This window comes from Arsenicicoccus dermatophilus (assembly GCF_046267915.1).
GTDB classification, from domain to species: domain Bacteria; phylum Actinomycetota; class Actinomycetes; order Actinomycetales; family Dermatophilaceae; genus Arsenicicoccus; species Arsenicicoccus dermatophilus_A.
This window is the reverse complement of record NZ_CP176520.1, coordinates 2,718,160-2,740,035: the sequence shown is the minus strand read 5'-3', so window position 1 is coordinate 2,740,035 and position 21,876 is coordinate 2,718,160. Positions and strand designations below refer to the sequence as shown.

General features: G+C 72.1%; 21 protein-coding genes. 14 read left to right on the top strand and 7 right to left on the bottom strand.

Going from position 1 to position 21,876, the window contains the following annotated elements:
- The first annotated feature begins 119 nt into the window (after window positions 1-119).
- The 3 genes from ACK2IS_RS12905 to ACK2IS_RS12895 are packed head-to-tail and all read left to right on the top strand — an operon-like array spanning window position 120 to window position 3,915.
- Window positions 120-1,340, top strand: a complete 1,221-nt coding sequence (locus ACK2IS_RS12905; protein ID WP_409483721.1) for a thiamine pyrophosphate-dependent dehydrogenase E1 component subunit alpha — start codon at window positions 120-122, stop codon at window positions 1,338-1,340.
- Complete coding sequence (locus ACK2IS_RS12900; RefSeq protein WP_409483720.1) at window positions 1,337-2,419, top strand: alpha-ketoacid dehydrogenase subunit beta; 1,083 nt, start codon at window positions 1,337-1,339, stop codon at window positions 2,417-2,419. The genes ACK2IS_RS12905 and ACK2IS_RS12900 overlap by 4 nt, the downstream gene beginning before the upstream one ends.
- A complete protein-coding gene (locus ACK2IS_RS12895) occupies window positions 2,416-3,915 on the top strand; it encodes a dihydrolipoamide acetyltransferase family protein (RefSeq protein ID WP_409483719.1) in 1,500 nt (499 codons plus the stop codon). Before ACK2IS_RS12900 ends, ACK2IS_RS12895 begins: the two co-directional genes overlap by 4 nt.
- A gap of 227 nt (window positions 3,916-4,142) precedes the next feature.
- Here ACK2IS_RS12895 and ACK2IS_RS12890 read toward each other — a convergent pair whose 3' ends face one another.
- From ACK2IS_RS12890 to ACK2IS_RS12870, 5 genes are all read right to left on the bottom strand, one after another.
- Entirely contained in the window at window positions 4,143-4,775 is a 633-nt protein-coding gene (locus ACK2IS_RS12890; protein ID WP_409483718.1) for a hypothetical protein, read from the bottom strand.
- Window positions 4,776-4,847: 72 nt separating this feature from the next.
- The gene (locus tag ACK2IS_RS12885) at window positions 4,848-5,333 is read right to left on the bottom strand and encodes an antitoxin (protein ID WP_409483717.1); all 486 of its coding nucleotides are present in this window, start codon (window positions 5,331-5,333) and stop codon (window positions 4,848-4,850) included.
- Between the two features lie 126 nt (window positions 5,334-5,459).
- Window positions 5,460-6,368: an MOSC domain-containing protein gene (locus tag ACK2IS_RS12880; RefSeq protein ID WP_409483716.1), complete on the bottom strand. Its 909-nt coding sequence runs from the start codon at window positions 6,366-6,368 to the stop codon at window positions 5,460-5,462.
- Window positions 6,365-7,066: a carbonic anhydrase gene (locus ACK2IS_RS12875; RefSeq protein WP_409483715.1), complete on the bottom strand. Its 702-nt coding sequence runs from the start codon at window positions 7,064-7,066 to the stop codon at window positions 6,365-6,367. The genes ACK2IS_RS12880 and ACK2IS_RS12875 overlap by 4 nt, the downstream gene beginning before the upstream one ends.
- An 8-nt stretch (window positions 7,067-7,074) precedes the next feature.
- The gene (locus tag ACK2IS_RS12870) at window positions 7,075-8,778 is read right to left on the bottom strand and encodes a fumarate hydratase (RefSeq protein ID WP_409483714.1); all 1,704 of its coding nucleotides are present in this window, start codon (window positions 8,776-8,778) and stop codon (window positions 7,075-7,077) included.
- 327 nt (window positions 8,779-9,105) lie between these two features.
- Here ACK2IS_RS12870 and ACK2IS_RS12865 point away from each other — a divergent pair, with 327 nt between their 5' ends.
- From ACK2IS_RS12865 to ACK2IS_RS12840, 6 genes are all read left to right on the top strand, one after another.
- Window positions 9,106-10,449 carry an ABC transporter substrate-binding protein gene (locus ACK2IS_RS12865; protein WP_409483713.1) on the top strand — a complete coding sequence of 448 codons (1,344 nt, stop codon included), beginning with the start codon at window positions 9,106-9,108 and terminating at the stop codon, window positions 10,447-10,449.
- 8 nt (window positions 10,450-10,457) lie between these two features.
- Window positions 10,458-11,618 (top strand): carbohydrate ABC transporter permease, encoded by a 1,161-nt coding sequence (locus tag ACK2IS_RS12860; protein WP_409483712.1) that lies wholly within the window; start codon window positions 10,458-10,460, stop codon window positions 11,616-11,618.
- The gene (locus ACK2IS_RS12855; protein ID WP_409483711.1) at window positions 11,615-12,544 is read left to right on the top strand and encodes a carbohydrate ABC transporter permease; all 930 of its coding nucleotides are present in this window, start codon (window positions 11,615-11,617) and stop codon (window positions 12,542-12,544) included. Before ACK2IS_RS12860 ends, ACK2IS_RS12855 begins: the two co-directional genes overlap by 4 nt.
- Window positions 12,545-12,660: 116 nt before the next feature.
- Window positions 12,661-13,962, top strand: coding sequence for an ABC transporter substrate-binding protein (locus ACK2IS_RS12850; RefSeq protein ID WP_409483710.1), 1,302 nt, complete (start codon window positions 12,661-12,663; stop codon window positions 13,960-13,962).
- 49 nt (window positions 13,963-14,011) lie between these two features.
- Entirely contained in the window at window positions 14,012-14,617 is a 606-nt protein-coding gene (locus tag ACK2IS_RS12845; RefSeq protein WP_409483709.1) for a DUF4245 family protein, read from the top strand.
- Between the two features lie 96 nt (window positions 14,618-14,713).
- Entirely contained in the window at window positions 14,714-14,950 is a 237-nt protein-coding gene (locus ACK2IS_RS12840; protein WP_409483708.1) for an exodeoxyribonuclease VII small subunit, read from the top strand.
- Between the two features lie 64 nt (window positions 14,951-15,014).
- Here the strand turns inward: ACK2IS_RS12840 and xseA are convergent, their stop codons facing one another.
- Both xseA and ACK2IS_RS12830 read right to left on the bottom strand, forming a co-directional pair.
- Window positions 15,015-16,241, bottom strand: a complete 1,227-nt coding sequence (gene xseA, locus ACK2IS_RS12835) for an exodeoxyribonuclease VII large subunit (protein ID WP_409483707.1) — start codon at window positions 16,239-16,241, stop codon at window positions 15,015-15,017.
- 190 nt (window positions 16,242-16,431) lie between these two features.
- On the bottom strand, window positions 16,432-17,124 hold the full coding sequence (locus ACK2IS_RS12830; protein ID WP_409483706.1) for a class I SAM-dependent methyltransferase: 693 nt from the start codon (window positions 17,122-17,124) through the stop codon (window positions 16,432-16,434).
- Between the two features lie 167 nt (window positions 17,125-17,291).
- On the opposite strand from ACK2IS_RS12830, the gene ACK2IS_RS12825 reads away from it, so the two are divergent.
- The 5 genes from ACK2IS_RS12825 to oraS all read left to right on the top strand — a co-directional run bounded on the left by ACK2IS_RS12825 (window position 17,292) and on the right by oraS (window position 21,871).
- On the top strand, window positions 17,292-18,299 hold the full coding sequence (locus ACK2IS_RS12825; RefSeq protein WP_409483705.1) for a 4-hydroxy-3-methylbut-2-enyl diphosphate reductase: 1,008 nt from the start codon (window positions 17,292-17,294) through the stop codon (window positions 18,297-18,299).
- A 255-nt stretch (window positions 18,300-18,554) separates the two neighbouring features.
- Entirely contained in the window at window positions 18,555-19,592 is a 1,038-nt protein-coding gene (ord, locus tag ACK2IS_RS12820) for a 2,4-diaminopentanoate dehydrogenase (RefSeq protein ID WP_409483704.1), read from the top strand.
- Between the two features lie 93 nt (window positions 19,593-19,685).
- A complete protein-coding gene (gene ortA, locus ACK2IS_RS12815) occupies window positions 19,686-19,976 on the top strand; it encodes a 2-amino-4-oxopentanoate thiolase subunit OrtA (protein ID WP_409483703.1) in 291 nt (96 codons plus the stop codon).
- Window positions 19,973-21,415, top strand: coding sequence for a 2-amino-4-oxopentanoate thiolase subunit OrtB (gene ortB / locus ACK2IS_RS12810; protein ID WP_409483702.1), 1,443 nt, complete (start codon window positions 19,973-19,975; stop codon window positions 21,413-21,415). The genes ortA and ortB overlap by 4 nt, the downstream gene beginning before the upstream one ends.
- A 6-nt stretch (window positions 21,416-21,421) precedes the next feature.
- Window positions 21,422-21,871 carry a D-ornithine 4,5-aminomutase subunit OraS gene (oraS, locus tag ACK2IS_RS12805; protein ID WP_409483701.1) on the top strand — a complete coding sequence of 150 codons (450 nt, stop codon included), beginning with the start codon at window positions 21,422-21,424 and terminating at the stop codon, window positions 21,869-21,871.
- Window positions 21,872-21,876: the final 5 nt, after the last annotated feature.

Here is a 21,876-nt window from a genome sequence, read left to right as displayed (position 1 = left end):
CCGGCATCACGCCGGTCCCGGCCGAATTGCTTTCCCGCCCCGGATGGGCGGACGATGACGAGGCACACGGCGGGCGGCGACGAGGCCGTTCGTCCCGACATACGTGGAGGTCGTCGACGATGACACCCGAGCAGGCCCCGACCGGGCCCGCCGCCGCGGACCGGGTCGCCGGGAGGGCTGCCGCACAGGCGGCCCGGACCGGGGGGTCCGAGCAGGAGCAGCACCACGAGCCCTTCCAGCGAGGACTGATCCCGGCCCCGGAGCCGGTGCGCTTCCTGGACGACGCGGGCAACCGGGTGGAGCCGATCACGGACGACTACACCGAGCCCGACCCGGAGCAGCTCGTCGAGGCCTACCGCAAGATGGTGGTCGGCCGGCGTTTCGACATCCAGGCGACGGCGCTGACCAAGCAGGGGCGCCTCGCGGTCTACCCCTCCTCCCGCGGCCAGGAGGCCTGCCAGGTGGGGGCGATGCTGGCGCTGAAGGACGGCGACTGGGTCTTCCCGACATACCGCGACTCCGTCGCTCTCGTCTCCCGCGGCATCGACCCGGTCGAGGTCCTGACCCTGCTGCGCGGCGACCAGCACTGCGGGTATGACGTCGCGAAGACGCACGTGGCCGCCCAGTGCACCCCGCTGTCCACCCAGCTGCTGCACGCGGCCGGCGTCGCCCACGGCGAGCAGCGGCGCGGGCGGGACACCGTGGCGCTGGCCTTCATCGGGGACGGCGCGACGAGCGAGGGCGACTTCCACGAGGGGCTGAACTTCGCCGCGGTCTTCAAGGTCCCCGCAGTCTTCGTGGTGCAGAACAACGGCTGGGCCATCTCGGTGCCGCTCAGCAAGCAGACCAAGGCGCCGTCGCTGGCCTACAAGGGCATCGGCTACGGCGTGGTCTGCGAGCAGGTCGACGGCAACGACGCGGTCGCCACCCTCGCGGTGCTCAACAAGGCCGTCGCCTGGGCCCGGGCGGGCAAGGGACCGGTGCTCGTCGAGCTGCACACCACCCGGCTCGAGGCGCACACCAACGCCGACGACCACCTGCGCTACCGCACCCCCGAGGAGCTGGAGGCGATCGCCCACGAGGACGCGGTGGCCCGGCTCGAGGCCTACCTGCGGAGTCGGGGCCTGGTCGACGACGCCTTCGTCGAGGAGTGCAAGGCCGAGGGCGAGCGCCTCGCCGCCGACCTGCGCGAGCGCATGAACGCCGACCCGGTGACCAGCCCCGACGACCTGTTCGTCCACGTCTACTCCGAGCTGACGCCGCAGCTGCGCGAGCAGCAGGAGATGCTGCACGCCGAGCTGGCCGCCGAGGCCGACACCGACAAGGAGGGCGCCCGATGAGCGCCGCGACCTTCGCCTCCGCGCTCAACCGGGCGCTCGCCGACGCCATCGTGGCCTGCGAGGACGTCCTCGTCTTCGGCGAGGACGTGGGCGTGGCCGGCGGCGTCTTCCGGATCACCGACGGCCTCGCCGCGACATACGGCGAGGAGCGGTGCTTCGACACCCCGCTCGCCGAGTCTGGCATCGTGGGCTTCGGGATCGGGCTGTGCCTGGCCGGCTTCCGGCCGGTCGTGGAGATGCAGTTCGACGCCTTCGCCTACCCCGCCTTCGAGCAGATCGCCTCGCACGTCGCCAAGATGCGCAACCGCACCCGCGCGTCGGTGACCGTCCCGATGACCCTCCGCATCCCCTTCGCCGGTGGCATCGGGGGCGTGGAGCACCACTGCGACTCCTCCGAGGCGTACTACGTCGCGACCCCCGGCCTGAAGGTCGTCACCCCGGCCACGGTCGAGGACGCCTACCTGCTGCTGCGGGCGGCCATCGACTGCCCGGACCCGGTGGTCTTCCTGGAGCCCAAGCGGTTGTACTGGTCCAAGGACGACGTCGACCTCGACGACCTGTCCGCGCGCTGGGGCACCGGCGAGCTCACCTGGGACCAGGTCATGGGGCGGGCGGCCGTCCGGAGGTCCGCGACGACCGACCAGGCTGTGACCCTGGTGGCCTACGGCCCGACCCTGTCGGTCGCGCTGGAGACCGCCGACGCGGCCCGTGAGGAGGGCTGGGACGTCGAGGTCGTCGACGTACGGTCCCTCGTGCCCTTCGACGACGAGACCGTCGTCGCGTCGGTCCGGCGCACCGGTCGCTGCGTGGTGCTGCAGGAGGCCCAGGGCTTCGCGGGGGTGGGCGCCGAGATCGCCGCCCGCGTGCAGGAGCGGGCCTTCCACTCCCTGGCTGCACCCGTCCTGCGGGTGACCGGCTTCGACGTGCCCTATCCCGCACCCAAGATCGAGCACCTGCACCTGCCGTCGGTCGACCGGGTGCTCGACGCCGTCGCCCGGCTGCAGTGGGACGACCAGCCCGACACCCGGCACCTGAGCGGTGCGGCGGCCGGGACCGAGGGTCTGGGGGGCGGGCGATGAGCGAGAAGGTCTTCCTGCTGCCCGACCTCGGTGAAGGGCTGACCGAGGCCGAGGTCGTCAGCTGGCTGGTCGGCGTCGGCGACGAGGTCACCGTCGACCAGCCCATCGCCACCGTCGAGACCGCCAAGGCGCAGGTCGAGCTGCCCTGCCCGTACGCCGGCACGGTCGTCACCCTGCACGGTGACGCCGGTCAGGTCATGGACGTGGGCAAGCCCTTCATCACCGTGGCCGTCGGGGCTCCGGGCGACGCGACGACGGGCTCCGGCACCGCCGACGGCGCCAGCGCCTCCGACGGTCGGCCCGTCGAGGACTACCGCGAGGAGGAGCGGGCAGGGTCGGGCAACGTCCTCATCGGCTACGGCACCTCCGAGGGCTCCCGCACCCGCCGTCGCCGCGCGGGCGTCCCCACCCGGGCGGCCGCCGGCTCCTCGCTGCCCTCCGCCGGTCCGGCCGTGCCCGACGCGGACGTCCCCACCGTCGACGCGCCCACCGTGGACGCCCCCGGCGAGGTCGCGGCGGGCGGCGCGCGCGTCGTCGGCCAGCAGCCGGGGCTGAGCTCCGGGGCCGGTGACGCCGAGGTGTCCAGCCGGCCGGGGTCCGCCATCCGCGTCATCTCCCCGCTCGTCCGCACCCTCGCCGCCGAGCACGGCGTCGACCTGCGCACGGTGACGCCGACCGCCCCCGGCGGGGTGATCCGGCGCGTGGACGTGATGGCCGCGGCCGAGCGCCGCAGTCAGGGCGGGCAGGAGGCCCAGGTGAAGGCTCAGGCCGTGCCGGACCCCGCCGCGCGCCCCGCCTCCGGTCAGGACCGCCGGATCCCGCTGACCGGGATCCGCGGGACCATCGCGGCCCGGCTCGCCACCTCCCGGCGCGAGATCCCGGACGCGACCACCTGGGTCGACGTCGACGCCACCGAGTTCCTCGCGGTCCGCAAGCAGCTCGCCGAGGCGCGGCCCGCGGCCCGCATCGGGGTGCTCGCCCTGCTGGCTCGGGTCATGGTCGCGGGGCTGCGGGCGTTCCCGGAGCTCAACTCCACCGTGGACACGGCCGCAGGCGAGGTCGTCGTCCGCGGCGACATCAACCTCGGCTTTGCGGCGCAGTCACCGCGCGGGCTGGTCGTGCCGGTCGTCCACGGCGCCGGCGAGATGTCGCTCGAGCAGCTGTCGCTCGCGCTGCGGGACCTGACGGACCGGGCGATGGCCGGGACGCTCTCGCCCGCGGAGATGACCGGAGGCACCTTCACGCTCAACAACTACGGCGGCTACGGCGTCGACGGATCGACCCCGATCATCAACCACCCCGAGGCCGCGATGATCGGCGTGGGGCGGATGATCGACAAGCCCTGGGTCGTCGACGGGCAGCTCGCGGTCCGCAAGGTCGGCACCATCGGGCTGACCTTCGACCACCGGGTGTGCGACGGCGGCACGGCGGGCGGGTTCATCCGCCACGTCGCCGACTGCCTGGAGCGACCGGCCACGCTGCTGCTCGACCTCTGATCGCCGACGAGGGGCCCGCACCGATCGGTGGGGGCCCCTCGTCGTCCCTGGCCGTATGCCGAGCCTGGCGGGTCTGAGGCTCGGCGTCGTCAGCCGCGGACCCAGCTGCCGTCCGGTGCCCGCCGCCACCCGCCGGTGTCGACCCCGGCGGCCGGCGGCGCTGATGGGGCCGCGGGTGGCGCAGGGGTGGCCTGACCGGGGGGTGCGCCCTGACCGGGGTGTCCGCCCTAACCGGGGTGTCCGCCCTGACCGGGGTGTCCTGCCGGAGCCGGCATACCGCCGCCCAGCCGGGCCGCCCGGAACCGCGCGAGGTGGTCGGCCCACTGCGCGCACGACGGCCGGTGCCCGGGCGTCGGCGACAGGGAGGCCGCCAGCAGGTGCTTGCCCTCGTCGTCGAGCATCCCGTCCACGCGCCGGGTGTCGCGGGCGGTGGAGGCGTTGGCACCCGGGGACAGGCACCGCAGCACGAACAACGCGTACTTGTAGACGTCGGTCTGGGTGGTCAGCTGGGTGCGCTCGGCCTGGGGCGGCTCCCAGTCCGGGGTGTTCAGCTGGGGCACCGCCGACCTGGTGCCCTTGACCCGGACGGCGTCGCAGTCGACGAGCATGATCGCGGCGTCGGCCCGGCCGGGGCCGACGGCGAACAGAGCGTTCTTGGCGTTGACGTCGCCGAAGACCACGTTGTGGGCGTGCCGCAGCGCGAGGACCCGGGCGAGCTCCTCGCACAGCCGCAGCCGCTGGTGCAGGTTGACCAGGAGGAAGCCGAGCTTGGCGCAGCGGTCGGCCGCGAGGAAGAAGTACTGGATCTCGCGTTCCTTGCGCAGGGCCGAGGAGCGGCGGCGAGGACCATCCCCCCGCACGAGGGGCAGAAGGTCGCGCCCGCCGAGACCTGGGCGCCGCAGTGGGTGCAGCTCATCGTCGGACGGCCCGGCTCAGGACCGGACCCACTGGCCGTCCGGTCCCCGGTGCCAGCCCTCCTGAGGCGGGGCCGGCGGGGCCGGGCTGGACGAGGGGGCGGGCATGGGCTGCGCCGGGGGAGCGGCCGGACTCGTCGTCGCGGCGTGCTGGAGGGTGCCCGGCGCAGGAGCGGTGCCGGGGGAGGCACTGGTCGTGGTCGTGGCTCCGGGGCCCCCGGCGACCACGTCGACGCCCTTGTGGACCCAGGTCTTCGCCGTCTCGACCTGCTCGTGGTACTTGCCGCCGGTGCGGCTGTCGACGGTGCCGCCCAGCTTGTCGAGGGCGGCGGCGATGCGACCGCGGTTGGCGGCGGCGGTGCGGGCGACCTGCTCCCGGGCCTGCTTGGCGGCGTCGAGGGCGCCACGGGTGAAGGTGTCCACCGGAGACGCCGTCGGCGCCGTCGGAGGGGTGCCGGGCGCCGGCGTGGACTGCTGCGGGCGGCCGGGCGGGGTGGTCGTCATGGTCGTCTCCTCCAGGAGCGGGGTCCAGGACAATCCTTTGAGTAATACCCCACGACCCGCTTCCGTCATCCCTGCCAGGGGCGTGCGCCTCACGAGATCGACCTGGTCGGACGCCGTGCGGACCGGTCAGGGAAGCGGCAGCACCGGGTCGCCGACGTGCAGCGTGCCGACGGACTCAGGAATCAGGTTGACGCCGAAGACGATCCGCCCGTCGATGGTGTTGTGGGCGGCGATCGACCGCAGCGGCTCCTTGGTCTTGGTGAGGGTGACCGGGTCGAAGGTCGTCATGACGCAGCGACCGCAGTGCTTGGCCATCCGGAAGGTCACCTCACCGATGCGGACCCGCCCCCAGCCCTGCTCCACGAGCGGCTCGAGGGGTCCGTCGACCACGACGTTGGGGCGGAACCGCTCCATCGACAGCGAGATCGGCCCGGTGCCCTGCTCCCGGGCCGCGTCGTCGACCCACCGCTGCACCAGTCCGAGCGAGGCGGTGGTGGTGAGCAGGAGCGGGAAGCCGTCCTGGTAGACGACCGTCTCGCCGGGCTCGGCGTGGTCGAGGTCGATCTGCCGGTCCCGCGGGTCGTCGCACCACAGCAGGTGCACCGGCCGCCCGACCACGTCGGCGAGCCACGCGTCGGCGGCGGGGACCTGACGCCCGCGGACGTCGGCCCCCCAGATCTCGCTGGGCAGGTATGACGACCCGTCCGCCGTCACCTCCAGCTCGGGTCGGCCGGGTGCGGCCAGCCGCAGCCGGGGCTCGTCCAGGTCGCCCGTCGGCGTGGCCGTGACGTGGAGCAGGCGGGGGTCCTTGCGGGCCGTCACCATCCGGCCGTCGGCCTCGACGAGCATCCACCGTCGGTCACCGCGCAGGCCCCAGGGGTCCACACGGGCCTCGCCGAGGGGGAGGGGGGCGGCCGACTTGAGCGGGTGCACCCGCAGCGCCGACACGTGAGGCGTCGCCCCGGCGGGCGACCGGGCTCCGTCGGCCGTGCCGTCCCGGGAGTCGTCGGTCCCCCGGGACGTCCCGGACGTCATACCGACCGGACACCGGGGCGCAGGTCCCCGATGTCACCGACGTGGTCGACGTGGTGCACGTCGCCCTCCGCGAGCCGGTAGTTGATGCCGACGATGGCCAGGCGACCCGAGCGGATCAGGTCCTGGACCAGGGTGGAGCGCTCGGCGAGCATCCGCACGGTGCGGCGCACGTGCCAGGCGCCGATCTCCTCGGCGCTCGCCTCGGGGCCGTGCTGGCTGCGCGCCTGGACGACGGAGGGCATGACCTTCTCCACCAGGTCGCGCATGTAACCGCCGGGGATCTCGCCGCTGTCGGTGGCGGAGATCCCGGTCTTGACCGCACCGCAGGCGTCGTGGCCCATGACCACGACCAGGGGGGTGCCGAGGACGCCGGCGCCGAACTCCAGGGAGCCGACCACGCAGGGGTCGAGCACGTGCCCCGCCGTGCGCACCACGAAGAGGTCGCCGAGTCCCTGGTCGAAGATCATCTCGGCAGCGACCCGGGAGTCCGCGCAGCCGAAGAGCACCGCGAACGGCCGCTGGCCCGAGGCGAGCTCGGAGCGGTGGTCGACGTCCTGGTTGGGGTGCAGGCGCTCGCCGGCGACGAAGCGGCGGTTGCCCTCCAGCAGCCAGCGCCAGGCCTCGGCGGGGGAGTCCGGGCGCGGCCCGCCGCCGGTGCCGGCCCCGGCCGACCCGGCGTCCGGCCGGGGCGAGGTCACCGCCCCGGTCATCCGTCCAGCCCCGGGCGCTTCTGGATGGTCATGGCGACCGGCTTGGCGAACTCCGCGAAGAAGTCGTTGCCCTTGTCGTCGACCACGATGAAGGCCGGGAAGTCCTCGACCTCGATCTTCCAGACCGCCTCCATCCCGAGCTCGGGGTACTCCAGCACCTCGACGTTCTTGATGCAGTCCTGGGCGAGGCGGGCGGCCGGGCCACCGATGGAGCCGAGGTAGAAGCCGCCGTGCTTCTGGCAGGCCTCGGTGACCTGCATGGAGCGGTTGCCCTTGGCCAGCATGACCATCGAGCCGCCGGCGGCCTGGAACTGGTCGACGTAGGAGTCCATGCGCCCGGCCGTGGTGGGGCCGAAGGAGCCGGACGGCATGCCCTCGGGGGTCTTGGCGGGGCCGGCGTAGTAGACCGGGTGGTCCTTGAGGTACTGCGGCATCTCCTCGCCGGCGTCCAGGCGCTCGCGGATCTTGGCGTGGGCGATGTCGCGGGCGACGACCAGGGTGCCGGTCAGGGACAGGCGGGTCCTGATCGGGTGCTTGCCGAGCTCGGCACGGATCTCGTCCATCGGCCGGGACAGGTCGATCTCGACCACGTCGGGCGAGCCCTGGCCCGTGTCGCCCTCCTCGATCAGGTGCTCGTCGGTGGTGTCCGGGAGGTACTGGCCGGGCTCCATCTCCAGCTGCTCGATGAAGACGCCCTCGGCCGTGATCTTGGCGCGGCACTGACGGTCGGCCGAGCACGAGACGGCGATGGCGACGGGCAGCGAGGCGCCGTGGCGGGGCAGGCGGATGACGCGGACGTCGTGGCAGAAGTACTTGCCGCCGAACTGCGCGCCGATGCCCTGCCTGCGGGTGAGCTCCAGGACCCGCTCCTCCATCTCCAGGTCGCGGAAGCCACGGCCGGTGGCGGGGTTGCCGGTGGTGGGCATCGTGTCGAGGTAGCGCGCGGAGGCGTACTTCGCGGTCTTGAGGGCGAACTCGGCGGAGGTGCCGCCCACGACGATCGCCAGGTGGTAGGGCGGGCAGGCGGCCGTGCCCAGACCGCGGATCTTCTCGTCGAGGAACGTCATCATGGCGTCCGGGTTGAGGATCGCCTTGGTCTCCTGGAAGAGGTAGGACTTGTTGGCGGAGCCGCCGCCCTTGGCCATGAACAGGAAGGAGTACTCCGCCTCGTGGCCGCGCTCGGTGTCGGCGTAGATCTCGATCTGCGCGGGGAGGTTGTTGCCGGTGTTCTTCTCGTCCCACATGGTGACCGGGGCGTTCTGCGAGTAGCGCAGGTTGAGCGCGGTGTAGGCGTCGAAGATGCCGCGCGACAGGGGCTCCTCGTCGACGCCCTCGGTCAGCACGTGCTGGCCGCGCTCGCCCTTGACGATGGCGGTGCCGGTGTCCTGGCACATGGGCAGCACGCCGGACGCGGCGATGTTGGCGTTCTTGAGCAGGTCGAGGGCGACGAACTTGTCGTTGTTGCTCGCCTCCGGGTCGTCGAGGATCTTGCGCAGCTGGGCCAGGTGACCGGGGCGCAGGTAGTGCGCGATGTCGTGCATGGCGGTCTCGGCCAGCAGTCGCAGCGCCTCGGGCGCGACCTTGAGGAACTGCCGGCCGTCAGGGCCGTCGACCAGCTCCACGCCCTCGGAGGTGAGCTTGCGGTAGGGCGTCTCGTCGTGACCGTGTCCCAGGATGGCTTCGTAGGCGAACTCGGGCATGTGACTGGACTCCTGCTCCTCGGGCGGCGGCAGCGCAGGGCTGCGCTCTCTCGAGTCCCAGCCTAGGCCTGCCCGGCGCGCCGTGACGCGGTGGGGAGCGGGTGGCGAGGGCCGCCGGTCGGCATACCGCCGGACGGAGGAGAGCCTGGCCCCGCGGTCACAGGAACGTTGCAGAGGTTCACTCCCCGTTGACGGAACGTTCAACGGTCCTGATAGTGAGGGGACAAAACCGTCAAAGTCCGCCCGCAGCGTCGCGTGCCCCCCGATCCTCTGCCGTGCGCGCGACGCCCGTCGTGCGGCTGACCAGGGATGAGGAATGCCATGCGGATGCGCACGCTCTCCACCGCCGCCCTCCTGTGCGGCGTCGTGGCGATGTCCACCACCGCCTGCCTGCAGAACCCGAGCTCGACCGGCGGTGACGGCGCCGGCGGTCTGAACGGCGCGGTCCGGGGCGGCAGCGCGGTTGGCGACAAGCAGGTCACGATCCTCGGCGCCTTCGGCGGTGACGAGGAGAAGTTCTTCAACCAGTCGCTCAAGGCCTTCCAGGAGCGCAGCGGCATCACGGTCCAGTACGTCAGCGACCAGGACTTCGCCACGACGATCAAGTCCAAGGTCAGCTCGGGCGACGCGCCCGACATCGGCCTGTTCCCGCAGCCCGGCGGCCTGCTGGAGATGGCGGCCCAGGGCAAGATCCAGCCGATCGACTCCTACCTGGACTACGACGCGCTCAACAGCTCCCTGGTCCCCGGCTTCATGGACGCCTCCCGCTACAAGGGCCGGGTCTACGGCGCCCCCATGCGCATGGCCGTGAAGTCGATCATCTGGTACCCGAAGGTCGCCTACACCGCGGGCGGCTACGACAAGGCGCCCGCCACGGTGCAGGAGGTCTACCAGGTCGCCGACCGGATCAAGGCCAAGGGCATCGCCCCCTGGTGCATCGCCTGGAACTCCGACCAGGCCACCGGCTGGGTCGGCACCGACTGGTTGGAGGAGTACGTCCTGCGGATGTACGGGCCCGAGGTCTACGACCAGTGGACCTCGCACAAGATCCCCTTCAACGACCCGCGCATCGTCAAGGCCCTCGACGAGCTCGGCAAGATCTACAAGGTCCCGGGCATGGTGTACGGCGGGACCAAGGCCGTCCTCAGCACCAAGTTCGGCCTGGCCATGACGCCCGCCTTCAGCACCCCGCCGAAGTGCATGCTGCACCGTCAGGGCAACTTCGCGACGACGTTCTACCCCAAGAACGTCCAGGCCGACCTGGACGGCCAGGTGGGGACCTATCCCCTTCCGGCCTTCGCGGGTGGCTACCAGGGCAAGCCGATCCTCGGCGGCGGTGACCTGGCCGCGCTGTTCAACGGGACCGACCCCGACGCCAAGAAGGTCATGGAGTTCCTGTCCTCCGACGCCTTCGGCGCCGAGTGGGCCAAGGCCGGCGGCTGGCTGTCGCCGCACAAGACCTTCGACCTGAAGAACTACCCCGACGAGACGACCCGCAACATCGCCAGGATGGCGACCACCGCCGACGTCTTCCGGTTCGACGGCTCGGACCTGATGCCCAAGGAGGTCGGCTCCGGCACCTTCTGGACCGGGATGGTCGACTGGGTCAACGGCTCCAAGAGCTCCCAGCAGGTCGCCGACGCCATCGAGCAGAGCTGGCCCAAGCGATGAGCACGGTCGTGGATCGCGCCCCCGCCTCACCGTCCTCGCCCCGCGGCACCGACCCGGCCGCCGGGCCCGTGGAGGACGGCCGGCTCAAGCCCGCACGGCTGGTCCTCGGCCTGGTCGGCATGGGCGTCGTCGTCTGGGCCGTCACCAACCTCTTCCTGGCGCTCGCGTACTACCCCCAGTGGTTCGGCAGCGTCAAGGTCCTCATCGGCCTGATCGCCCTCGCCGCCGGCGTGGGTGGGGCGTTCGCGTTGTTCTTCTTCCTCAACGTCTTCGTCGAGGCGCTGCCCCGCAAGATGTCCGAGGGCCTGATCCCCTACGCCTTCCTGCTGCCGGGCTTCGGCCTGATGTCGCTGATGCTGCTCTACCCGACGGTCCAGACGATCGTCTACTCGTTCGCCAACGACGACAGCACCGCCTGGGTGGGGGCCAAGAACTACCAGGACGTCTTCGGCGACCAAGGTTTCCGGGAGTCCCTGCTCAACAACTTCCTGTGGCTGCTGATCGTCCCGGCGTCCACCGTGGCGCTCGGCGTCGTGGTCGCCGTCCTCGCCGACAAGCTCTCGCCCCAGGGGGAGAAGCTCGCCAAGTCGGCGATCTTCCTGCCGATGGCGATCAGCTTCGTGGGCGCGTCGGCGATCTGGAACCTCGTGTACGCCTGGAACGCCGACGGCACCGCCCAGACCGGGCTGCTCAACGCGGGCTACTCCGCCCTCGGGGGCAGCCCGCAGACCTGGCTGACGATCTCCTCGGGCCGGCTGAACTCCCTGCTGCTGATGATCATCCTGATCTGGCTGCAGGTGGGCTTCGCGATGGTGCTGCTGTCCTCGGCGATCAAGGGCGTGCCGGACGACACCCTCGAGGCCGCCCGCATCGACGGTGCGGGCGAGTGGCAGATCTTCTGGAAGGTCGTCATCCCGCAGATCTGGGGCACGATCCTCAGCGTCTTCATCACCACGGTGATCCTCGTGCTCAAGGTCTTCGACATCGTCTACGTCCTCACCAACGGGCGCGACAAGACCAACGTCATCGCGAACCTCTTCTTCAACGAGATGTTCGCCAACAGCAACGCGGGCAAGGCCTCGGCGATCGTCGTGATCCTGCTGATCCTCATCCTGCCGGTGCTGATCTACCAGGTGAAGATGTTCCGCGAGCAGGAGGCCAACCGATGAGCACCCTGGCGACGACGCCCTCGGCCCCCGCAGGCACCCCGGTCACCGGGCCCACCGCCCGCCGCCACCGCTCGGTCATGAAGGACGGGCGCCCCCGCAGCTGGGTGGCGATCGTCTCGATGCTCCTGCTGTCCCTGCTGTGGTGCCTGCCGACCCTGGGCCTGCTCGTCACGTCCTTCCGCAGCAAGGACGACGCGGCCACCTCGGGGTGGTGGACGGCGCTGCTCGACCCCTTCGGGGCGGGGTGGACGACCGGGAACTACAGCAAGGTGTTCGACCAGGCGGACATCGGCACCGCGCTGCTCAACTCGATCGTGGTGGCGATCCCGGCGACGATCCTGCCCATCATGTTCGCGGCCTTCGCGGCCTACGCCTTCACGTTCATGGACTTCCGGGGCAAGGACGCGCTGTTCATCGTCATCGTCGCGGTGATGGTCGTCCCCATCCAGGTGGCCTTCCAGCCGCTGCTGGACCTGCTCGGGCCGCGGCACCTGGGCATCTCCGGGCAGTACATCGCGGTCTGGCTGCTCCACACCGGCTTCGGCATGCCGCTGGCCGTCTACACCCTGCGCAACTACATGGCGACGCTGCCGCGCTCGATCGTCGAGTCGGCCAAGATCGACGGCTGCGGGCACTACCAGACCTTCTGGCGGCTCGTGTTCCCCATGTCGATGCCGGCCATCGCGGCCTTCGCGACGCTGCAGTTCCTGTGGGTGTGGAACGACCTGCTGATCGCCAAGCTGTTCCTGAAGACCGACAACAGCACGGTGATCGTCAAGCTCCAGGGGCTGCTGGGCACCCAGGGGCAGGGCGCCGAGCTGCTGACGGCCGGAGCCTTCCTGTCGATGATCCTGCCGATGCTGGTCTTCGTCGTGCTGCAACGCTTCCTGGTGCGCGGTATGACGGCCGGCGCGGTCAAGGGCTGAGCCGCAGCACCGCCCGCGGGGTCCGCGCCTCCCACCCGGGGCACGGACCCCGCACCTGCTCCATCCTCACCCGCCGCCGACCTGGTGCCCCTCGCCCCACCGTCCAGGAGACCCTCGTGCGCGTACCCGTCCTCGCCCTGCCGGCCGTCGTGGCCGCCGCGCTCGCCCTCGGCGCCTGCAGCGCTCCCGACGGGGTGACCCTCGCGTCGGCCGACGAGACCCGCCGTATCGAGGTGATGTACTCCTTCGGCGGTGACCAGGCGGCCGGCTTCCAGGAGGCGGTGGGGCGGTGGGCGCGGGCTCACGGGGCCGCGGTGACCTACACCCAGAGCGACGACCTCGCCGGCGACATCGCCGCCCGCGAGCGGTCCGGTCGCCTTCCCGACGTACTCCTGCTGCCGCAGCCAGGGCTGCTCCACCAGCTGCGCGAGCACGGGACCATCGACGCGGTCGACGACGTGGTGCCGGTCAACCGGGTCGCGACCAGGCTGGTTCCCGGGCTGGTCGAGCCGCTGCGGTCGGGCGGGCGGACCTACGGCGTCCCCGTGGCCATGAGCGTCAAGTCGCTGCTGTGGTACGACCGGCACGCCCTGCACGCGCTCGAGCTCGACCCGCCGCAGACCCTCCCAGAGCTCGTCGCCACCACCCGGGCGCTGCGGGCGGCGGGGCGCACCCCCTGGTGCCTCGGTCTCGCCGAGGGCGCCGGCAGCGGCTGGCCGGGCACCGACTGGGTCGAGCAGCTGGTCCTGTCCCAGGCCGGGGTCCAGGCCTACGACGGGTGGGTGCGCGGCGACGTCACCTTCTCCGACCCGAGGATCCAGGTCGCCTTCCGGACGTACGCCGAGGAGGTGGCCGGCGGCTCCGAGGGCGGGGGCGCGGCCGCCGCCACCCGCGACGTGCGGCACGCCGCCGACGGGCTCTTCGGGGACCCGCAGCGGTGCTCGTTGCTCAAGCAGGGCAGCCAGGCCACCCAGAGCGGCTTCCTGCCCGACCGGGTGCGGCGCAACCTGGACCGCACCGCCTCGGTCGTGCCCTTTCCCGTGGGCACGGACGGGGCCCTGCAGGTCGGCGCGGACTCGGCGGCGCTCACCCGGGGGCACTCGATGGCGGCCGAGGAGCTGGTGCGCCACATGGTGACCGACGTGCGCTTCGCGGTGGACTGGGCCGGCTCGGAGGACCGCGGGTTCATCTCGCCGCGCACCGACTTCGACCTCGCGCGGTACGCCAGCACGACGACCCGCAAGATCGCCGCGGCGGCCTACGAGGCGCCCGTCGTGCGCTACGACGCCTCCGACCGGATGCCGCCGGCGCTCGGGTCGGGCGCCTTCTGGCGGACCATGGTCGACCTGACGGCGGGACGGGTGACCGTCCCGCAGGCGGTGGCCCGGCTGGACGCGGCGCGGGCTCGCCGTGGGTGACGGCCTGTCGGGTTTGGGCAACGGGGGGTCCAGTCGCCACGATGGGCCCATGAGCACCAGCGCCACCGCCGACAGCAGCCCGCACCCGGAGTCGGCCCCGCGCCGGGAGCCCCCGCAGCCGCCCGCGCGCCGCAACCCGCACCTGCACGGCACCACGAAGTCGATGATCTGGTCGACGCTCGCCGTGACCGCTCTGGTGCTCGTGTTCTACGCCCTGGTGGTCCGCCCGGACCAGGTCGTCCGCCCGGTCGTGGACGTGCGCGGCGTGGTCGGTGAGGCCCGCCGCGCGACCGGGTGGCAGCTCGGGACCGTCGAGGGCCTCGGGGCCGGCTGGGCCCCCACGGTGGCGCGCCTCGAGCCGGCCGCCGACGGGTTGCGGACCTGGCAGGTGCGGTACGTCGAGGGCGAGCACCACTACGTCGCTCTCACCCAGACCGCCAGGGCCACCCCCGGCTGGATCGACGGCCAGGTCAAGGGCCGACCCTCCGCCGGGGCCGTACGCGTCGGACCGGTGCCGCTGGACAGCTTCGCCTCGGCCGCGGGGTGCACCCTGGTGCGCCGCGGCGGCGAGGGCCTGACCAGTGTGATCGAGACGGGGGAGAGCTGTGACCGGGCGATGGCGTATGCCGCGAAGGTGACCCCCGCGCTGCGCTGACCGCCTGGCGGTCGAACCGGGCGGCGTCCCGACCCTGCGCCGCAGCGACCGCCGCGTCGGCCGGGGACGGTCGCCCGCTGCCCCTAGGGTGGTCCCATGGCCGAGCAGACCCCCGCGACCGAGCGCCCCGTCGACGAGCTGACCTACGAGGCGGCGCGGGACGAGCTCGTCTCCATCGTCTCGCGGCTGGAGGCCGGCCAGCTCCCTCTGGAGGAGAGCCTGCGGGTGTGGGAGCGCGGTGAGGCGCTGGCGGCGCACTGCGCGAGCTTCCTGGACCGCGCCGAGGCGCATCTCGCGGCGCAGGACGCCGAGACCGCCGCAGGCCAGGGCTGAGCGGGTTCGCCGACCGGCGCGCTGGGGTGAGACGTACGCGCCCCTGAGAGACCGACCGTCCGGCTCAGCCGAGGACGGTGACCCCGAAGTCACCGTCCGCCACCCGCACCCGCAGCAGCTCCGCCGGCGCCACGTCCTCGCGGCCGGTGATCACCGAGCCGTCCTCGTGCTGCACCACGGCGTAGCCGCGCTCCAGCGTCCCGAGCGGCGACAGGGTCCGCAGCCGACCGGCGACCCCCTCCAGGCGGGCGCGGTCCCGCTGCACCGTCGACTCCACCCGGCGGGTGGCGCGGTCGACGAGGCGGGTGATCTCGTGGCGGCGCTGCGTCACCAGGGTGGTGGGGTCGGCCATCACCGGTCGCGAGAGGAGCGCCTGCAGTCCACGGCGCTCGCGCTCGACGTACGACCGGATCGCCCGCTCGAGCCGCTCGGAGGCGACGGACACGGTGCGCCGCTGCTCGGCGAGGTCGGGCACGACCCGCTTGCCCGCGTCGGTGGGGGTGGAGGCGCGCCAGTCGGCGACGTGGTCGAGCAGCGGGGCGTCCTCGTGGTGGCCGATGGCGCTGACGACGGGGGTGCGGCAGTCGGCGACGACGCGGACGAGCGCCTCGTTGCTGAAGGGCAGCAGGTCTTCGACGGCGCCGCCACCGCGGGCGACCACGATGACGTCGACGTCGCGCATGGCGTCGAGCTCGCGGACCGCGGTGGACACCTCGGCGACGGCGTTCGCGCCCTGCACGGCGACCCGCCGGATCTCGAAGTCGACCGCGGGCCACCGGCGTCGGGCGTTCTCGACCACGTCGTGCTCGGCCTGGCTGGCCCGCCCGCAGACGAGGCCGACCCGGCGGGGCAGGAAGGGCAGCGGGCGCTTGCGCGCGGCGTCGAAGAGGCCCTCGGCGCGCAGCACCGACTTGAGGTGCTCGAGCCGGGCGAGAAGCTCGCCCACCCCGACGGCCCGGACCTGGCGCCCCTCGAGCTGGAGGGTGCCGCGCTTGGTCCAGAAGGTCGGCCTGGCCTGCACCACCACGCGGGCGCCGTCGGCGAGCGGGGTCGGGAGGCGGTCGAGGACCTGCGAGGGGAGGGTCACGGACAGGGACATGTCGACGTCGGGATCGCGCAGCACGAGGAAGGCGAGCCCGGCGCCCGGGCGGCGGTTGAGCTGCACGACCTGCCCCTCGACCCACAGCCCGGACATCTTGGCGACGTAGTCCGCGATCTTCGTCGAGAGCACGCGGACGGGCCACGGCTGCTCGGCCGTCGTCTGGTTGGCGCGCTCGGGGAGGGTGCTCACCCCCCGATCCTGCTGGCCACCGGGGGCACGTGGGGGGTGTTCGCGCGGCGTGTCGCGTCGACGAGGGGCACGTGGCGTGCGGCGAGGAGGGTGGGGTGGCGTGGTCGAGGGGGCAGACACGTTCCCGTCAGGATGTCTGCCGGGGCGCCCTGGTCGTCTCGACCGGTCGATCGCCGAGCCGGGGGAGGTGTCAGCGAGCGAGCAGTCGCAGCGCGATAAACCCGGGCTCGGCGTCGAGCCGCTGTGCGAGCGCCGGGGCGAGGGCCGTCATCGAGGGGGCGGGCCGCATCTCCACGATCCGCTCGACGAGGAAGCCGGCGCCGGCCATCTCGTCGACCTGCACGCCGAGGGGAGCCCGGCGGAAGACGACCGGCCACCCGTCGTTCCACACGTCGTGGCGCATCTCGTCGGTGAAGTAGGACCCGCCGATCCGGAGCCAGTCCGCGGTCGGATGAACCGTCGAGACGACGAGGGAGCCACCGGGGCGCAGGACGCGTCGCAGCTCGCGCAGGAGGGGAGTGGGGTCGGGCAGGTGATGGATGACGAGGGCGAGGACGGCGATGTCGAAGGTCGCGTCGTCCCAGGGCAGAGGGTGGCGCAGGTCGTGGAGCCGGACGTCTGCCCCAGGGACGCGTTCCCGGGCCAGCTCGACGAGCCGGGCGGAGCCGTCGCACCCGGCGACGTGAGCGCCGCGGGCGTCGAGCTCGGCGAGGTAGTGGCCGGCTCCGCACCCCGCGTCGAGGACGTCACGGCCGTGGACGTCGCCGATCAGGTCCAGGACGGCGGGCCGGTCGTAGTGGGCGTTGTAGGGGGAGGCGGCGGAGTGGGTGGCGAAGGCGTCGGCGAAGCTCTCGTAGCCGTGCGGCATGGCGTCGGATGGCACCCGACCATGATGCGGCACGGCGGCCCCACCTCTGTGCGGGCGCCGTGCCGCTGCGCCCTGGCGCGATGCGGTCCGTCTCGGCATCGTCGTGGGCGGCCGAGGCGGAGGCAGGGGCGGGTGTATGCCGGAAGGGTGGGCGGGGTCGGGCGCTCGCCTAGGATTGGGGGGTGACCGACCCGCAGCCCTCCGCCAAGCGCGTCCTGCTCGCCGCCCCTCGTGGCTACTGCGCCGGCGTCGACCGTGCCGTCGTGACCGTGGAGAAGGCGCTGGAGCTCTACGGCCCGCCGGTCTACGTGCGCAAGCAGATCGTCCACAACAAGCACGTCGTCTCCACGCTGGAGCGGCGCGGCGCGATCTTCGTCGACGAGACCGACGAGGTGCCCGAGGGGGCGACCGTCGTCTTCAGCGCCCACGGCGTCGCCCCCGTGGTCCACGACGAGGCCCGGGCGCTGAGCCTGAAGACCATCGACGCCACGTGCCCGCTGGTCACCAAGGTGCACCGCGAGGCCGTGCGCTTCGCCGACGAGGACTACGACATCCTGCTCATCGGTCACGAGGGTCACGAGGAGGTCGTGGGCACGAGCGGCGAGGCGCCGGATCACATCACCATCGTGGACAACCCGGACGCCGTGGAGCACGTCGAGGTGCGCGACCCGGACAAGGTCGTGTGGCTGAGCCAGACCACGCTCAGCGTGGACGAGACCATGGAGACGGTGCGTCGGCTGCGCGCGAAGTTCCCGCACCTGCAGGACCCGCCGAGCGACGACATCTGCTACGCCACGCAGAACCGTCAGCTCGCCGTCAAGCAGATGGCGCCGGACACCGACCTGATGATCGTGGTCGGCTCCCGCAACTCCTCCAACTCGGTGCGCCTGGTCGAGGTCGCGCTGGAGCACGGGGCCCGCGCCGGGCACCTGGTGGACTACGCCGACGAGATCGACGAGGCCTGGCTGGACGGGGTCACGACCGTGGGCGTCACGAGCGGCGCGAGCGTCCCCGAGGTGCTGGTGCACGAGGTGCTGGACCGGCTCGCGGCGCGCGGGTATGTCGACGTCCAGGCGGTCACCGCGGCCGAGGAGTCGCTGAGCTTCTCCCTGCCGATGGAGATCCGCAAGGACCTCAAGGCCCGCGGGCAGTCCGACCGGGCGGCCGCAACGGGCGGCGGGCTGCACTGACCCGACGGATGCCCGGCCGGACCTCGATCCGGGCGCCCGGTCGGCATACCCAACCACCCGCGCGCATGCCGAGAAGGTGATGTCCTGCGTGACGCCGCGACTGCCTGCATAACGTCATCCACCTGGGCAAACGTCGCCCGGATCCCGCTCTCCGCGCAGTCATCCACGCTGTGTATCCTCCGGGAAGAGGCGTCAGCGGTGACGGGCCCCGAGGCATCCGGGGCGGCCGCGGGGCGCGGACCAAGGAGCATTGCGATGGAGCGAATCAGGGTCGTCCAGTGGGGCCTCGGCGCGATGGGCAGCGGCATGGCCAAGCTCATGGCGGGCAAGGAGGGCTTCGAGCTGGTCGGCGGCATCGACAGCCGCCCGGACTACCTCGGCAAGGACCTCGGCGAGGTCCTCGGCGTCGACCACCTCGGGGTCCAGGTCACCGACGACCCGGCGAGCGTGCTCGACAAGGACAAGGTCGACTGCGTCGTCATCGCCACGACCTCCTGGGTCAAGGAGCAGATGGACGACCTGCGCACCATTCTCAAGGCCGGCATCAACTGCGTCTCCATCGCCGAGGAGATGGCGTCCCCCGAGGCGCAGAGCCCCGAGCTGGCCGCGGAGCTCGACGAGCTCGCCAAGGCCAACGGCGTCTCGATCATCGGCACCGGCGTCAACCCGGGCCTGTCCATGGACATGCTGGTCGTCGCCCTGACCGCCGGCTGCCACGAGGTCACCTCGATCGAGGCCTCCCGGGTCAACGACCTGAGCCCCTACGGCCCGACGGTCATGCGCACGCAGGGCGTCGGCCTGTCCGAGGAGGAGTTCCTCAAGGGCGTCGAGGACGGTTCGGTCGACGGGCACATCGGCTTCCCGGAGTCGGCCCGGATGATCTCCGACGCGCTCGGCCTGGGCGTGGACCGCATCGAGCAGCGCCGCGAGCCGATCATCTCCACGGTCCGCCGCGAGACCCCGCACATCGTGGTCGAGCCGGGCATGGTCGCCGGCTGCAAGCAGACCCTCCTGGGCTACCGCGGCGACGAGGTCGTCCTCACCCTGATCCACCCCCAGCAGGTGCTGCCCGAGCTGGAGGGTCAGGGCACCGGCGACTACATCACCATCAAGGGTGTGCCCGAGATCAACATGCAGATCACCCCGGAGTACGCCGGTGGCACGGCCACCAAGGGCATCGCGGTCAACTGCGTGCCCCGCATCGTCGAGGCCACCCCGGGCCTGAAGAACATGCTCGACATCCCGGTCCCCGCGGCCCTGATGGGCGCCTCGGCCTACCGCCGCCGCGTCTGACGTCCACGACCTGCCGGGGGTGGTCGGACTCGCCGGGCCTCGTGGCCCAGGCGGGTCCGACCGCCCCCGGCAGGGAAGAGAAGGAGAGATGACATGAGTGATCTCGTCCCCGCCGGCACCTGGGTGGAGATCGAGCGGGTCCTGCTGCGACCCGAGGACCGTTCCCCCCAGCTGCCCGACGAGACCCGCACCAAGCCCTATGTCCTGCGCATGTCCGGCTTCCTGGACGCCGAGGCCCGGGTCGGCGACGAGGTCACCGTCACGAGTCTGATCGGTCACCGGCACCTGGGCACCCTGCGCCTGGTGGCTCCGCACTACGAGCACTCCTTCGGCCGGACCGTGCCGGAGCTGCTGCACATCGGGATCGGGGAGGACTGGCGATGATCGTCACGCAGGCATCCATGCCCAAGGGCCGCGACATGTCGTATGCCGCGGTCATGGCGCGCAAGGTCGAGATCATGCGTGGCGCGCTCGGGATCGACTACGACACCTACGAGCTCACGCCGCTGGCCTTCGACTACGACCGGATGATGGCCGACACCGGCTACACGATCGAGCGGATCGCGCAGATCCAGGCCGAGACCAAGGTCGGCAACACCCCGCTGTACGAGCTGCGCAACCTCACCGAGATGGTGCGGCGGATCAGCGAGCCCGGCAAGGGCGCCCGGATCCTGCTCAAGGACGAGGCGGCCAACGCGTCCGGCTCGTTCAAGGCGCGGCGCGCGTCGGTGTCCTGCTACGAGGCCCGCGAGCGTGGCTACGAGGGTGTCGCCACGGCCACGTCGGGCAACTACGGCGCGGGCGTGGCCTCCCAGGCGGCCATGCGTCGGCTGAAGTGCATCGTGCTGCAGGAGGTCTTCGACTCCGAGGGCATCGGCCAGCCGGAGATCGTCGAGAAGTCCCGCGCCTGCGAGGCCTACGGTGCCGAGGTCCAGCGCCTGTCGGTCGGGCCGGAGCTCTTCTACCAGATGCTCGTCACGCTGGAGACGACCGGCTTCTTCAACGCCTCGCTCTACACGCCCTTCGGCATCCGCGGCGTGGAGACCCTCGGCGCCGAGATCGGCCGTGAGGTGCAGGAGCGGTACGGCGTCGCCCCGGCCGCGGTCGTGGTCACCCAGGCGGGCGGCGGCAACCTCACGGGCACCGCCCGCGGGCTGCGCGCCGTCGGCTGCGCGGACACCAGGGTCGTGGCCTGCTCGGTCGACCTGTCCGGGCTGCACATGGCCAGCGACGTGGACTTCAACCGCAAGTCGTTCACGACGGGCCACACGGGCTTCGGCGTCCCCTTCGCCAGCTGGCCCGACCGCACCGACGTGCCGCGCAACGCGGCTCGCTCCCTGCGCTACATGGACGACTACCAGCTGGTGACCCAGGGCGAGGTGTTCTACATCACCGAGCTGCTCACCAAGCTGGAGGGCATCGAGCGCGGCCCGGCGGGCAACACCTCGCTGACGTCCGCGGTGTCCCTGGCGTCGCAGCTGGGCGAGGACGAGGTCGTGGTCGTCCAGGAGACGGAGTACACCGGGGCGGGCAAGCACCACAACCGCCAGCTGTCGTTCGCTCGCGAGCGGGGCGTCGAGGTGACGGTGGGCGACCCGGCGGGCAACGTGCCGGGCGAGCGGATCGTCATACCGGAGAAGCTCTCCCAGGTGCACGGCAGGCCGATGGACCTGGACCGCATCCGGCGCTCCTATCTCAAGAACGCGGTCAAGGTGCTGGCTCCCGCGCAGTGGACCGACACCGACTACGACTACCTCGCCGCCGAGACCAACACCACGCGTGCGTGGGTCGAGGCCAACCTCCCCACTCCCACGGAAGGCTGAACTGACATGACCGACGAGACCCCGGACCTCACGCCGCCGAGCCCGGAGCGCGACGTCACCCCCGAGCCGACGGCCGAGACGACCAGCGACGAGCGCACCGCCCGCTTCGCGAGGCGGCAGGCCGAGCTCGACGCGATGAGCGACGAGGACCTCAAGGCCCGCTTCTGGGAGCTGTCGCACCGGATGATGGAGCCGGTCGTCGAGCTCGCCCGCACCCACACCAGCCCCTCGATCGAGCGAAGCATCCTGCTGCGCATGGGGATCGACTCGGTCAGCAGCCACGGCGTGGTCGACAAGATCTACGACAAGGGCCTGCTCGGCAAGGGCGCCGGCCACGTCGTGCTCAAGGTCTCCCACAAGCTCGGCTGCGACGTGCGCGCCGCCGCCAGGGCGATCACCGACGACGACACCGTCCTCGACGGGTTGTTCGACACCACCACCGCCCAGGCCAAGTGAGGGAC

Bases quoted from the DNA above. Each gene is read 5' to 3' on its own strand.
- ACK2IS_RS12905 (WP_409483721.1), top strand. From the start codon at position 120: ATGACACCCGAGCAGGCCCCGACCGGGCCCGCCGCCGCGGACCGGGTC.
- ACK2IS_RS12900 (WP_409483720.1), top strand. From the start codon at position 1,337: ATGAGCGCCGCGACCTTCGCCTCCGCGCTCAACCGGGCGCTCGCCGAC.
- ACK2IS_RS12895 (WP_409483719.1), top strand. From the start codon at position 2,416: ATGAGCGAGAAGGTCTTCCTGCTGCCCGACCTCGGTGAAGGGCTGACC.
- ACK2IS_RS12885 (WP_409483717.1), bottom strand. From the start codon at position 5,333: ATGACGACCACCCCGCCCGGCCGCCCGCAGCAGTCCACGCCGGCGCCC.
- ACK2IS_RS12880 (WP_409483716.1), bottom strand. From the start codon at position 6,368: ATGACGTCCGGGACGTCCCGGGGGACCGACGACTCCCGGGACGGCACG.
- ACK2IS_RS12870 (WP_409483714.1), bottom strand. From the start codon at position 8,778: ATGCCCGAGTTCGCCTACGAAGCCATCCTGGGACACGGTCACGACGAG.
- ACK2IS_RS12865 (WP_409483713.1), top strand. From the start codon at position 9,106: ATGCGCACGCTCTCCACCGCCGCCCTCCTGTGCGGCGTCGTGGCGATG.
- ACK2IS_RS12855 (WP_409483711.1), top strand. From the start codon at position 11,615: ATGAGCACCCTGGCGACGACGCCCTCGGCCCCCGCAGGCACCCCGGTC.
- ACK2IS_RS12845 (WP_409483709.1), top strand. From the start codon at position 14,012: ATGAGCACCAGCGCCACCGCCGACAGCAGCCCGCACCCGGAGTCGGCC.
- ACK2IS_RS12840 (WP_409483708.1), top strand. From the start codon at position 14,714: ATGGCCGAGCAGACCCCCGCGACCGAGCGCCCCGTCGACGAGCTGACC.
- ord (WP_409483704.1), top strand. From the start codon at position 18,555: ATGGAGCGAATCAGGGTCGTCCAGTGGGGCCTCGGCGCGATGGGCAGC.
- ortA (WP_409483703.1), top strand. From the start codon at position 19,686: ATGAGTGATCTCGTCCCCGCCGGCACCTGGGTGGAGATCGAGCGGGTC.
- ortB (WP_409483702.1), top strand. From the start codon at position 19,973: ATGATCGTCACGCAGGCATCCATGCCCAAGGGCCGCGACATGTCGTAT.
- oraS (WP_409483701.1), top strand. From the start codon at position 21,422: ATGACCGACGAGACCCCGGACCTCACGCCGCCGAGCCCGGAGCGCGAC.